Annotated in this window: 12 protein-coding genes and 1 pseudogene; 3 read left to right on the top strand and 10 right to left on the bottom strand. The window is 60.5% G+C overall.

The window, feature by feature from the left end; translation table 11 throughout:
- Positions 1–40: 40 nt before the first annotated feature.
- From ACN50D_RS07040 to ACN50D_RS07015, 6 genes and pseudogenes are all read right to left on the bottom strand, one after another.
- The gene (locus tag ACN50D_RS07040; protein ID WP_030536963.1) at positions 41–949 is read right to left on the bottom strand and encodes an ABC transporter substrate-binding protein; all 909 of its coding nucleotides are present in this window, start codon (positions 947–949) and stop codon (positions 41–43) included.
- Positions 950–960: 11 nt separating this feature from the next.
- Positions 961–1701 (bottom strand): ABC transporter permease, encoded by a 741-nt coding sequence (locus ACN50D_RS07035; protein WP_030536962.1) that lies wholly within the window; start codon positions 1699–1701, stop codon positions 961–963.
- Positions 1698–2348, bottom strand: a complete 651-nt coding sequence (locus ACN50D_RS07030) for an ABC transporter permease (protein WP_003940005.1) — start codon at positions 2346–2348, stop codon at positions 1698–1700. Before ACN50D_RS07030 ends, ACN50D_RS07035 begins: the two co-directional genes overlap by 4 nt.
- A pseudogene (locus tag ACN50D_RS07025) lies at positions 2345–3459 on the bottom strand (ABC transporter ATP-binding protein). Before ACN50D_RS07025 ends, ACN50D_RS07030 begins: the two are co-directional and overlap by 4 nt.
- Before the next feature lie 99 nt (positions 3460–3558).
- Positions 3559–5031: an aromatic amino acid ammonia-lyase gene (locus ACN50D_RS07020; protein ID WP_211920923.1), complete on the bottom strand. Its 1473-nt coding sequence runs from the start codon at positions 5029–5031 to the stop codon at positions 3559–3561.
- 196 nt (positions 5032–5227) lie between these two features.
- Positions 5228–5902: a TetR/AcrR family transcriptional regulator gene (locus ACN50D_RS07015; RefSeq protein ID WP_058037649.1), complete on the bottom strand. Its 675-nt coding sequence runs from the start codon at positions 5900–5902 to the stop codon at positions 5228–5230.
- A 110-nt stretch (positions 5903–6012) separates the two neighbouring features.
- Between ACN50D_RS07015 and ACN50D_RS07010 the strand changes: the two genes are divergently transcribed.
- Positions 6013–6387, top strand: a complete 375-nt coding sequence (locus ACN50D_RS07010) for a nitroreductase family deazaflavin-dependent oxidoreductase (protein WP_058037648.1) — start codon at positions 6013–6015, stop codon at positions 6385–6387.
- Between the two features lie 9 nt (positions 6388–6396).
- Here the strand turns inward: ACN50D_RS07010 and ACN50D_RS07005 are convergent, their stop codons facing one another.
- From ACN50D_RS07005 to ACN50D_RS06990, 4 genes are all read right to left on the bottom strand, one after another.
- The gene (locus tag ACN50D_RS07005) at positions 6397–6948 is read right to left on the bottom strand and encodes a TetR/AcrR family transcriptional regulator (protein ID WP_007732757.1); all 552 of its coding nucleotides are present in this window, start codon (positions 6946–6948) and stop codon (positions 6397–6399) included.
- Positions 6949–6975: 27 nt separating this feature from the next.
- The gene (locus ACN50D_RS07000; protein ID WP_003939803.1) at positions 6976–7662 is read right to left on the bottom strand and encodes an ABC transporter ATP-binding protein; all 687 of its coding nucleotides are present in this window, start codon (positions 7660–7662) and stop codon (positions 6976–6978) included.
- On the bottom strand, positions 7659–8789 hold the full coding sequence (locus tag ACN50D_RS06995; protein WP_211921074.1) for an ABC transporter permease: 1131 nt from the start codon (positions 8787–8789) through the stop codon (positions 7659–7661). The genes ACN50D_RS07000 and ACN50D_RS06995 overlap by 4 nt, the downstream gene beginning before the upstream one ends.
- A gap of 142 nt (positions 8790–8931) precedes the next feature.
- Positions 8932–9882, bottom strand: coding sequence for a TauD/TfdA dioxygenase family protein (locus ACN50D_RS06990; RefSeq protein ID WP_052416968.1), 951 nt, complete (start codon positions 9880–9882; stop codon positions 8932–8934).
- 175 nt (positions 9883–10057) lie between these two features.
- On the opposite strand from ACN50D_RS06990, the gene ACN50D_RS06985 reads away from it, so the two are divergent.
- Both ACN50D_RS06985 and ACN50D_RS06980 read left to right on the top strand, forming a co-directional pair.
- Positions 10058–10825, top strand: coding sequence for a MerR family transcriptional regulator (locus ACN50D_RS06985; RefSeq protein WP_211920924.1), 768 nt, complete (start codon positions 10058–10060; stop codon positions 10823–10825).
- Between the two features lie 78 nt (positions 10826–10903).
- Positions 10904–12460, top strand: coding sequence for an alpha/beta fold hydrolase (locus ACN50D_RS06980; protein ID WP_065455879.1), 1557 nt, complete (start codon positions 10904–10906; stop codon positions 12458–12460).
- The last annotated feature ends 1 nt before the right edge of the window (position 12461 follow it).

The raw sequence follows: 12461 nt of genomic DNA, 5'->3' as shown, positions 1-12461 counted from the left end.
TCTGTTCGACCGACGACAAGGACGCCACCCCGGCCTTCGATCATGGCACCAGGGAGTTCTCCTGCAACCAGTCCTGAGCGATGTCACTCATGTCGTCGAGATCGGCAACGCGCTGGTTCATCTCGATGAGATCTTCGGTGGTCAGCGCCGCCGAAACCCCCGCGAGCACGGATCGGACGTCATCGCGAGCCTTCAACTCGTTGATGATCGGCGTGATGTTCTCCGCGAGGAAGAGGTGCTTCGTATCCTCGAGTGCAACCAAGTTCTCCGAGCGCATCGCAGGATCGGTACTGAAGACATCGGCAACCTGTATCTGCCCGCTCAGAAGCGCATTGAGCGTGAGGGGTCCACCTGCATCGAGTGCCAGGAACTCCCGGAATGTCAGGCCGTATTTGGTCTTCAAGCCGGCGACGCCGTTTTCGCGCGTCTTCCATTCCGGCGGTCCGCCGAGAGTCAACTCGTCGGCATGCTGCACCAGATCCTCGACGGTCTCCAGCGAATACTTTTCCGCCGTCTCCTGTTTGACGGCAAGTACATCCTTGTCCTCTGCGGGCGAGGGCTCGAGAGCCACCAGACCCTTGGGCAATTTCGCATCGATTTCAGCGGATACTTCATCTGAAGCCGTCGCCGTTGTCTTGCTGTCCAGATATTGCAACAAGGCGCCGGAATACTCGGGGATCAGATCGATGGAACCGTCGCGCAGTGCCGGTACATAGAGTTCTCGGCTACCGATGTTCAACTTCTCGGTAACGTCGATACCGTTGGCACGAAGCGCTTCGGCGTAAATGGTCGCAATCAGTTGGCTCTCGGGAAAATCGGCGGAACCGATCACGATGGCGCCCTCAGCACTACCGCCGCCGTCCGTAGCCAAGGGGTCCTTGCCGATTCCGCAGCTGGACAACGCAACCGCTGTCACGCCGACCAACGCGGCGATCAATACCTTCTTCATGTCGAACGTCCTCAGATCGGTGCGGGCTCAGGCACAGCGGTGCGCTGTGAGGGGGCGGCGGTCTTCTCGGTCTTCTTCTTCCGATCGCGCCTGGTCAGGCCAGGCGAAACGACCCGCGCAGTCAGTGCTCCGATTCCGAGATCGAAAACCAGGGCAATCAGCGATACCAGTACGGCTCCGGCCGCCATCTGGCCGTAATCGCTCTGAGCTTTTCCGTCGATCAACAACCGGCCGAGTCCGCCCAAAGAAATGTAAGCGGCGACAGTCGCAGTGGAGACGATCTGAAGCACGGCACTTCTGATGCCGGACAACATGAGTGGTAGGGCACATGGAATCTCGACCTCGGTCAAGATCCGCATCGACCGAAATCCCATCCCCCGCGCGGCGTCGACTGCAGCCTGATCGACCGCTCGAACTCCGGCGTACGTGTTGGTGAGAATGGGAGGGATCGCGAGAAGCACCAGGACGATGAGGCTGGGGATCAGATACGCGAGTTTGTTCGGGAATGACGGCGCGATGATGAGAACCAGTAGGATCAGCAGACCGATGGTCGGCAGCGCTCGTAGCGAGTTGGCCAGTCCAGCAACAACAACGGAGCCACGGCCCGTATGTCCGATGTAGAGACCGAGCGGGATCGCGATAACCGCAGCCACCGCCAGCGCGGCGAATGTGTACATCAAATGCTGAACGAGAAGGGTGGGGATGCCGTCCGGCCCGGTCCAGTGGGATCCGTCGAGAAGGAAGCTGATCATGATGTAGTCACTTTCGGGGTCCACGGCGTCAACAGCCGATTCGCCAACATGATGAGGAGATCAAGGATCAACGCCAGCACCAGACACAGAGCGATACCCGCGATGATGGGCGTGTAGAAACGCAACTGAAATCCCTGGGTGAACAAGGAACCTATCTGCGGAATACCCAGGAGTGCGCCGAGTGAGACAAGACTGACGTTCGAGACGACTGCGACGCGCAAACCTGCACAGATCACCGGAACTCCTACTGGCAACTGTACTTTCAACAGCGTCTGATACGGCCGGTAACCCATCGCCGTCGCTGCCAGAACCGTCTCCGGCGGAACCGAATCGAGCGCGTCGGCCACTACCCGCACGAGCAGAGCAACGGTGTACACGGTGAGCGCCACGATGATGTTCATCGGATCCAGAATCTTGGTACCCAGAATTGGAGGCAGGAGCACGAAGAGCGCGAGCGAAGGGATCGTGTAGAGCAATCCGGCCGTCCCCACCACGTAGGGATGCAACCGACGACTGCGATAGGCGACCCAGCCGATCGGCAACGCGACCACCAAGCCGATCACCAAGGGAATCAACGACAGCAGAACATGCCATCCCACCAAGTCCATGATCCGGTCGGACTGACGTCCGAGCCATTCGAAGTTCATCGAAGCGCCCTCCCCGCGTCAGCCAGATCGGCAGCCTCGATGGCTTCCACTGCAGCATGCGCAGTGACGGTTCCCACCAGGCGTCCGGCGTCGTCCACGACAACGCCCCGCTTGCTCGGCGCTGACAGCGCCGCATCCAGCAGAGCGCGCATCGTCCCGGTGGAATCAGCAAGTGTTCCACTGAGATTCAAGTCATCCGGGCGGATACAATCCGTGAGCGCGTCCGGCCTCACCCATCCGAGCGGCTTGTTCGCGGGATCCACTACCAACAGCCACGTATCGCCGGTGAGTGCGCGGGCCGCCGCAGCGGAATCGCCCAGATGCGCAACGGGTTCTGACACCGTCGGTAGGTCGCCGTCCAATGTCGTGAACCCCAACGATCGGTACCCACGGTCACGTCCGACGAAGTCGGCAACAAATTCGTCGGCAGGTTGAGTCAGCAATTCGAGGGGCGTCGCCGCCTGCGCAAGAATGCCGCCGGTACGCAGAACCACCACTTGATCCCGAGTTTCAGCGCTTCGTCGATGTCGTGGGTGACGATGATGATCGTTTTTCCGATTTCCTTCTGCAGACGGAGAAACTCGTCTTGCAGCTGGCCGCGAACAACCGGATCAACGGCGCTGAACGGTTCGTCCATCAGCATGAATGACGGATCCGCAGCCAATGCTCGCGCAACACCGACTCGTTGCTGCTGCCCTCCGGAGAGCTGCCACGGATAGCGGTCGGCGAAGTTGGTCGTCAGACCAACCGTTTCGAGCAATTCCATAGCGCGAGTGCGAGATTCCTTTTTACTCGCACCGAGCAATCGAGGCATGGTCGCTATGTTGTCGACGATGGTGCGATGGGGAAAGAGACCCGCGTGCTGGATCACGTACCCGATGCGTCGACGCAGAAGGGCCGGATCCATTCCCGCCGTGGACTCGCCGTCGAGCGAAATCGTGCCTGACGTCGGTTCGATCAGCCTGTTGATCATGCGGAGTGAGGTCGTCTTGCCGCAGCCGGAAGGACCCACCAACGCGGTGATCTTTCCCGTCGGGCATTCCAGATCGAGAGCATCGACGGCAATGGTTCCGTCTGGATACGCCTTGGTGACCTTGTCGAATTTGATCATCTACGAACTACTTTCGTGTCGACCTGAGTCCGGACGCACCCAGGAGAAATGGTCGAGTTCCGTTCGAGCACACACCTACTTGTGATTCGGTCCACCTGCTTACTGGTCGAGCGGTTGAGAAAGAAAGTTCACGGCGGCACTCAGATCTGCACTGAGTGGCCGGTCTTCGGTCCTCGTGTCCAGCACCAAACGCGCACGCGCGAGGTACGCGCCGAGCTCGGTCGCCGGATCCAGCTCACGCTGTTGTTGCGAGAGTGCGCGAACTGCCGAGATCAGTTCACACGCCAGCACCAATCGAGATTGGGCAAGAATGTCCGCCAATTGAGTTGCAGCTTGGGATGCGAAACTTGCGTGATCCTCGGTGCCGCGCGAAATTACCGTGTGGCCCAACGACCCCGGTACCGCCGACGAGCGGATCTCGGCAATGGCAGCAGAAGTCGTGTATTCGAGAAGCATGGTTCCGCTGCTGCCGTCGGGACCGTCTGCAAGGAACGCACGAAGGCCGGTGACTGCGGGGTCGGAGAGGTTGGCGAGCCGACATTGCGAGAGCAGGGCAGCACTGGCGACCGCCAACTTCGCCTCGTCGACTGCAAGGGCTATTGGCATTGCGTGGAAATTTCCGTTGTGGAACACCATGTCGTCTTCGACCGACACCAGCGGATTCTCCGAAGACGAATTCATCTCGATACTCAGCGTGTTCTGCAGTCGATGCACCGCTTGCCAGGTGGCACCCAAGATTTGCGGTAGGGCGCGAAACCCGAACGAGTCCTGAACTCTCACGGGTGTGATGTCGTGTGGTGCCAGCAGATCGCGAACCCGCTCTGCGACTTCCGCTTGACCGAAGTGCATTCTTGCCGACTGTACTTGTGCAGCAAACGGTTCGACAGAACTACGCGACGCAAGCACGGAAAGAACACTGACAACCAAGCAGTGCTGAAGCCACCCCGCGACTTCGATACTGGTGTCGCCGGCGATCGCCACCGTCATCGCATTGGTGGAAATGAACGGAAGTGCATCACCGTGGTGCGGAGTCCAACCGATTCCGGTGCGTCCGTCGCGAAGCGGGCTCTCGCCGATCAGCCCCATGGCGATTTCGGAGAACGCACTCAGGTCACCCGTTCCGATCGCACCGCGTGCGTGCACTGTCGGCAGGTTCTGTGAAGCAACAGCAGCAACCAGACCGTCGATGATGTCGGGATGCATACCTGAGCCGCCGTTGAGGATCTGGTTGGTGCGGATGACGATCGCGGCGCGCACCAACCGGTCAGGGAGCCTGGGGCCCGATCCCGTTGCGTGACTTCTCAGAAGCCTCAGATCCTGCTGCACACCGTCGGAGACGGATGTTTCGCGATTCCCGCCTACCCCGGTAGTGCGCCCGTACACCGCTTGACGGGAGGAAACCCGAACCGCGGTCTCCCATGACCGCCGTGTGAGCTCGAGAGCCGCGTCGGCAGGTCGAATCACGGCCGGCTCTCGCGCGATTTCGTTCACCCGGTGAACCGACAACCCTTTCCCGTCGAGCAGGACATTGTCGTCTTCCGTCCGGTCTTCTCCAGGAAGACGTTCAGTCATCAGAACTCCATCGATCGAAGGACTCGGCCACCGAGGGCGTGCATCACATCATCTACGCAATGTGCCTTGTGTCACTTTTGATGAATGTATAGTCCTGTATATACAGCCACCTGTCAATGGGGACACTGCAGCTCACCCGCGTGCACACAACCTTGCGTCACCTCAGTAAGGGTGAGCAACTGGACACGAATCGTCGCTATTCGAGGACCGGTGCCGCCGATGCGCGACGCGCCTCGAGCGCATCGAGGATGAGATCGAGACCGTAGGCGAACTCACTCGTGTGGTCGTAAGCCGGACTCAGACCGTGATCGACGATCATCTCGTGAAGGAAGGGCAACTCTTCAGCCGGAAGGCGCTCGAGGATGTCACTCGCAACTTCTTCGACGTCGACGGGCCCGCTGATCGGCAGATTCGCCTCCTGGAGAACATATCCGCCGATGTAGCTGTCGATCAGCGAGGCTCCGTGGGCGGCCATCGGGAGTGTGAACCCGGCCTTCCGGAGCACTCCGAGCACAGCGTCGAGATGACGCAGGGTCGCCGAGCCAGGGCTGCGTCGCGAATCCAGCAGACCGAGAGCCCAACGGTGCTGCGACAGGACTGTGCGAGCAGAAAAGGCGCGTCCACGGATTGCATCTCGCCAATCCGCACACTCACTGTCGGGCAGGTCGATCGCCTCGAAGACCGCATCGACGAGGCCGTCGAGAATCGCATCTTTGTTGGGCACGTGGTGGTAGAGCGACATCGCCTCGATGCCCAGCTCCTGGGCCACCCGTCGCATCGTGACGGCTTCGACACCACCCGCGTCGGCAACGCGGATCGCACCCTCGATTACGCGAGTCCTGTTCAGCGACTGTCGCGGTTGCCGTGACACACAGACTCCCCTCGGCGGAACGAATACGTTGACAACCTTACATACGTAAGTCACCCTTACAGGTGTAAGCCCGCCTTACGCTCGTAAGGCGATCGAGAGAGGAGATCACAATGCCGATGCCTAGATGGTGGGGACATGTCAACAAACGAGTGTTCAACCCGCGTGCAATTTCGAGCGGTAAATGGCCGGTACTGACTCACGTCGGACGCACATCCGGCACGACCTACCGGACGCCCCTCGACGCCTATCCGGTCGAGGGTGGCTACGTCTTCATTCTGGTGTACGGATCAGGCTCGGACTGGGTGCAGAACGTCTTGAGAGCGGGAAGCGCTCGACTGTCGGTCGACGAGACGGAGGTGAGCCTCGGCACCCCACGCCTCGTCGCGAAAGACGAAGCATTTCAAGCACTTTCCTCAGACGTGTCCCAACCCCCGAGGCTGCTCCGCATCACCGAGTACCTTCGGATGGATCTGATTACGGCCTGAGGGTGCCCGTCACGCGAGGACCTCACGCACGGCGGACCTGACTTCGTCCATGCTGCAACCGGATTCGATCAGTTCGGTACCCGTATGCACCAGCGAGTTGATCAACTTGGCGGTGAGCTTCGGGTCCGACACGCCACGGAGGCGGAGGGCCTCGACCAGCGGAAGCACAAGACTGTCGTGCATTTCCATGATCCGCGAATCTCGAAACGTTTGCGGGGTCAGCGTCGCCAGCGCTCCGACTATCGCATGCTCCCCGTCGGCAACCAGTTGGAGGTTTGCCTCGACGTACGCCCATACCGGATCGTCTGCGCCTGCCATCGCCTCGACGATCTTGTCGTTCCAGCGCGGGAACATGTCTTCGACGACGGCACTGAGGAGATCTTCCCGGGACCGGAAGTAGTGGTAGGCACTCGACCTGGCGAGCCCTGCCTTCGCTGCCACCTCACCGAGCCCCGGCGGCCGGTCCGGGGCCTCGGACAGAAGAGCGTGTGCAGCGTCGAGGAGGGCACGGCGCTGAGCAGCACGATGCTCGACCACAGTGGGCGCATCGATCCTCGGCACCGAATCTCCTCCAGTCCCCTCGCGGGCTTACTCGCTCTGACGCAACCGACCGTCAACCATTTCGAGGATGCGGTCGCAGTGCCCGAGCACGTCGTGATCGTGGGTCACCATGATCGTAGCGACGCCTGCCTCGTGAGTTTCGCGCGAGAGCAGTTCGACCACCTCATGGCTGCGTTTGCGGTCGAGAGCAGCCGTCGGCTCGTCGACGAGCAGTAGTGAGGGATTGCTCATCAATGCCCGAGCGATACCGACGCGCTGGCGTTCACCGCCGGAGAGTTGACCGGGTCGACGATCTGCACGGTGACTCATACCGACCGAGTCGAGCAACTCCTCGGGATCGCGACCCGGCCGCCCCGTGAGCTTGGGAATCAGCCGAAGCTGATCGCGCGCCGTCAGCGCTGGAATCAGGTTGCCGGACTGAAAGACGAAGCCGACCTTGTCTCGTCGAAGTTTGGCGAGAGCACGGGCCGGCATCGCCGACACGTCCACACCGTCGATGACAATCGTTCCACTCGACGGCCGACCGAGTCCGCCGGCCACAGCGAGCAAGCTCGACTTTCCAGCGCCTGAAGGTCCGACGATCGCGACAAGTTCGCCGCACGAGACCTCCAGGTTCACGTTGTCGAGGGCGAGCACGGTGGAGTCACCGTCACCGAATCGAAGACTGACAGCGGTCAATACCAATCCGGTTGTGGTCTTTTCGACTGTGGTCATCGGTTTTCTCCCAATGCGGTGAGCGGGTTGACACGGGTAACACGGACGATGGCAACGGCTGCGCCGACCAGCCCGAGTACCGCCAAGAGCACTGCGCCGTTGACGACTGGGCCGGACTCGAGGGCGAACGGCATCCCCCCGCCTTCGAGCCCCGAACCGAGCCCCAAGCCCAGCAACACACCGAGGCCGATGGAACCAAGCAGCACTACCAGTGCCTGCGCCATGCCGTCACGAAGCAGGAAGCCGGTAGAGGCTCCCATCGCGCGCAACACTGCGAGTTCACGACCGCGCTGAACCGTCCAGATACTGAAGAATGCACCGACCACCAGCGCCGAAATCGCGTACAGAAACGCCTTGATCATCGACATTGTCATCATTTCCGCAGAGAAGCCTGGTGAGGAGTCGAAAGATTCCTCGAGCGTCTTTGCGGACGTTCCTGCCGCCGCATCGCCCGACACGAGGTCCGGCAACGCGCCACCAACGCCCCGAATCGCAACAACACTTGCTTCGGAATAGGCACTGGCATTGGCGGTTTCGCCGATCTTGGCACCGGCGTGAACCTCCTGCCAAGTACGCAGGGGCAGGTAGGCGACGTCGACGTGACCGAAAGTGCGCTTGTCTTCGGTGAATCCGACAACTGTCAGCTCCGTACCGAGTCGATCGAGTATCACGGTGTCACCGATCGCAACACCGTCGTCGCGGAAAGTAGAGCTGACGATGATGTCCGTGTCGGCTTGCAGTCCCCTCCCGTCGGCGGTGACGGGCTCGAGGAAGGAGCCAGGTTCGATACCGAAGAGCGTGAGATCGACAGGCGTGCCACTGCGAGTTTTTGCATTGACGATCATGTTGCCGAAGAGCTCGGCGTCTTGGACATCGGGTTGCATGCGCCATGCCTGCGCCTGCTCCTCGGTGACGACCGAGCGCGAAAACGCCGAGTCGGCTTTGGTGTCCGGCGCGAAGGCAAACGCCTGAATCGGCGTCCGCTGCAACGCGGACACACCATCATTGACCAGTCCGGACGAGAGGCCGGACAGAATCACCATCAGGATCGAGATGAGGGCAACCACGGCACCCATCAAGAGGAATCGATTTCGCGCAAACCACAGTTCACGCAGGGCGAGGAACATTCGGGAAGCTCCAAAGTCGTCGATACGAGTCACGCCGACTTTTATCGACGCCTTGTCGAAATCATATCGACAAGGCGTCGAAAAACTATGTGAGGTGCGTTACTACTTCCCGTAGTAGACACTCGAGGCGCTGAGCGTCGTATCAGCCCCCGACGCCCACCGGTCGATCCCCGACAATCGAGATTCGATCCATCACACGACGAGCCGGGAAGTAGTCACTGGCCGCGTAGTGCTGGCAGGTCCGATTGTCCCAGAAGGCAACAGTATTCGGCTCCCACTTCAAACGGACCTGAAATTCCGGACGATTGACGTGGCGATACAGCATCGTGAGAAGTTCGTTCGATTCTTCTTCTGACACACCCAAGATCCGTTGCGTGAAGGTCATGTTGACGAACAACACCCGCCTGCCACTTTCCGGAATGATCCGAACCACCGGATGCTGCACAGCGGGGAACTTCGGACGCAACATCTCGACCGCATCCACCGGCATCGACCTGCCGAACGAGTTGATCCAATCGTGTTCTGCAACAAGCGGGTCGATACGCTTCTTGATGTCTTCAGGAAGCAGATCGTAGGCAGCTGCAGTATCGGCCCACAAAGTGTCACCACCCACCTCTGGCACCTCGACCGCACGAAGAACTGCTGCGAACGAAGGAAACTCGTGCCACGTAACGTCGTTGTGCCAGTTGTTCTCGACTCCGCCGACCATCGCATCCTTCGCCAGTGTCGTGACATCGACGTCCGTCTGCCCGGGCTGCGTGTACTTGAAGAACGGATGCTGTTCGAGATCGCCCCAACGCTCGGCAAAAGCTCGATGTTCCGCTCGGTCGAGGTCCTGATCGCGGAAGAAGAGGACTTTCCATTCGAGGAGAGCTCGGCGGAGTTCCGCAATCACGGCATCAGACAGACCCCCGCCGAGTCGAATACCGGAGATTTCCGCTCCGATCGTCGGCGCGACCGCCTTGACCGCAAGGTGTTCGTACGGTGCCGGAACTACCGACTCGGGATTCCGGCGAGCAACGAGTGGACCGTACGCAGCAAGCGGGTCGGTGGGGATCGGAAAGATTGTTGCCGCAGGAAAAAGGGTAGCCATCAGGGCACTTCCTCGAAATCGACGATGTCGTAAAGGACAAAAGTCAGATTAAGTCCGCCTCCTTAAAGTGTCAACGGTCACGTTCTCCGGCGCGAATCTTGACCCTGACGCCGCGTCAAGGTTGGAGAATGGTTTTCACAGACGGAATCCGATTCGATCACGGGAGGGCAGGGCGATGATGACCATCGGCGAGCTGGCCAAATTGGCCGGCACCACCGTCAGATCCGTGCGCTACTACCACTCGAACGGCCTTCTCGAAGAACCACAACGCCAACCCAACGGCTACCGCATGTACCGGGCGGTGGACCTGGCACGACTGAGTCGCATCCGCCGCCTGCGCGATCTGGGGATTCCTGTTGCCAAGATCGCCGAACTACTCGACGGCGACGCTCACGACACTCGGACCGCACTCGATGCCCTCGACAAGGAATTGGCGACGAAGGCCGAACAGATCGCTGTTCAGCGTGCGCACATCGAGTCGCTACGCCGCAATGCCGATCCTGAACTACCCGACGCGTTTTCGGAAGTGCTCGCACAGTACGTCGTTGCCGGTGCGCCGACAGCGTGGATCGACAACGAGCGTGAACTTCTGATCCTCGCACTCACGGTCTCCGGGGGCGATCCCGAGGTCTGCGATTCACTCCTGTCCGCCCATCGCCGGGTATTGGCCGAGCCGAACCGCGAGCAGGCCATCGAATTGATAACTCGCATGTATGCCCTCGCCGACGCACCGGCTGACGCGGACACGATTGCGGCCCTTGCCATTCAGTTCTGCGACTTCACCGAGCGCGTGCTACCCGAACAGGCTGCACCGGAGGACGCTTCCCCCAGCCGGCTGGTAGCGGTACTGCGCGAACACCAAGCGGATCGACGAACCGTCACCCAGGAAAGATTCGCGAAGGCTGTGGCCGCGGAGTTCGCCGCCCGTCAATCCCGCCTCTGAAAAACCCTGATTAGCCCCCACATTCGAAGTGGGGTGACCAACACTGCCCGAAAATGGGCTCAACGCAAGGACACGACAATGACTGGATTCACCATGCCCAGATCACGCATGCCTCGATCACGAAGGTGGCTGGCTACCACAATCGCCGCTGCCGCACTCGCCGTACCTGCATTGGCGGCGTGCTCGGATCCTGCTACTCCGCAGGAAGATCCACAATCGAATCTCAGCGCGTTCTACGAACAGGATCTCGAGTGGGGGCCATGCGCCACAGATACCGGAACGTCGACCGCAAGTGAATGCGCCATGGTCACAGTACCTTTGGACTATTCCGTCCCTGACGGCAAAACGATCGAAGTGGCGATCTCGCGGGTCGCGTCCACCGACCCCGCACAGCGACGCGGGATCCTGCTCACCAACCCCGGCGGCCCGGGTGGCCGAGGACTGGGATTGCCCGAGATTCTGAATGCGGGCATGACACCGGAAGTCGCAGCGGCATACGACGTCATCGGCATGGATACCCGAGGACTCGGCAAGAGCACACCGATCGACTGCGGCGTCGAACAGATGACATGGATGCGGTCGCCGGGCACCACGGACGAGGGATGGAACGAGAGTGTTGCGCTCGCACGCGAGGCCGCTGACACATGCTGGGACAAGTACCCGGACTATCTGCCGCACATCAATACTCAAAACATCGCCCGAGACCTCGATGTGATTCGTGGCGCCCTCGACCAGGAGAAGGCGTCGTACTTCGGGTGGTCGTACGGTACATACCTCGGTGCAACCTATGCTCAAATGTTCCCGGACAGGATCGACCGTGTGGTTCTCGACAGTGCACCGGATCCGAAGAAATACGGATACGAGATGTTCCAGGACATGGGCCCGGCCAACGAGAAAGCGATCGACGGATTCTCGCAGTGGGCAGCAGAACACAACTCCACCTATGCACTCGGATCGACGCCCGCCGAAGTTCGCGCCCTCATCGAGAAGCTGATCTCGGACGCGGCCACCACTCCGATACAGATCGGTGACCATGCCGTCGACGATCACGTCCTTCCATTCCTGATGTACGTCAACGGAACCGGCGACACCGAGAAGGAGAGCGAGGCATTCGCACAGGTATTGGTTCAGTTGCGCGATCTCGCCGCAGGCAAGACCGTCGAGAACATCCATCCCCAGCTGACGGGATTGATGCAGGCATGGTTCCAGACCGAACTGGGAACCGGTCCTGACTATGCCGGGACAATCGCCATCGTCTGCGGAGATGTGTCGATGCCGAGCGATCCCCAGTGGTACCGCAACAAGTTGGAGGAACACCGTGATGATCAGCCGATCTTTGCCGGCACACACAACACGATCATGCCGTGCGCGTTCTGGCGCAGTGAGGCCCCTACGCGGATCGACATCGACAACAACGTTCCGGCATTGCAGATCCAGGCAACCGGTGACACCCGCACGACGTACGACGAAGGCCTCGGCATGCACGAAGCGATGAAAGGCTCACGGCTCGTGACAGTTCCAGGCCGCACTCATGCGGTGTTCCCGGGCTACGCAAATACTTGCGCGAACGCCGCCGTCAACTCGTACCTGCTCGACGGCTCACTACCGGCCGAAGACGTGGTGTGCGAGTCGTGAC

This window comes from Rhodococcus sp. SB1D (assembly GCF_048573875.1).
GTDB classification, from domain to species: Bacteria; Actinomycetota; Actinomycetes; order Mycobacteriales; family Mycobacteriaceae; genus Rhodococcus_F; species Rhodococcus_F qingshengii.
Note: the sequence above shows the minus strand (reverse complement) of the source record. Positions and strands in the feature narration are given on the sequence as shown.

Coding starts and splice junctions, on each gene's coding strand:
- ACN50D_RS07030 (WP_003940005.1), bottom strand. CDS start 2,348: ATGAACTTCGAATGGCTCGGACGTCAGTCCGACCGGATCATGGACTTG.
- ACN50D_RS06985 (WP_211920924.1), top strand. CDS start 10,058: ATGATGACCATCGGCGAGCTGGCCAAATTGGCCGGCACCACCGTCAGA.
- ACN50D_RS07010 (WP_058037648.1), top strand. CDS start 6,013: ATGCCGATGCCTAGATGGTGGGGACATGTCAACAAACGAGTGTTCAAC.
- ACN50D_RS06995 (WP_211921074.1), bottom strand. CDS start 8,789: ATGTTCCTCGCCCTGCGTGAACTGTGGTTTGCGCGAAATCGATTCCTC.
- ACN50D_RS07040 (WP_030536963.1), bottom strand. CDS start 949: ATGAAGAAGGTATTGATCGCCGCGTTGGTCGGCGTGACAGCGGTTGCG.
- ACN50D_RS07000 (WP_003939803.1), bottom strand. CDS start 7,662: ATGACCACAGTCGAAAAGACCACAACCGGATTGGTATTGACCGCTGTC.
- ACN50D_RS06990 (WP_052416968.1), bottom strand. CDS start 9,882: ATGGCTACCCTTTTTCCTGCGGCAACAATCTTTCCGATCCCCACCGAC.
- ACN50D_RS06980 (WP_065455879.1), top strand. CDS start 10,904: ATGACTGGATTCACCATGCCCAGATCACGCATGCCTCGATCACGAAGG.
- ACN50D_RS07035 (WP_030536962.1), bottom strand. CDS start 1,701: ATGATCAGCTTCCTTCTCGACGGATCCCACTGGACCGGGCCGGACGGC.
- ACN50D_RS07020 (WP_211920923.1), bottom strand. CDS start 5,031: ATGACTGAACGTCTTCCTGGAGAAGACCGGACGGAAGACGACAATGTC.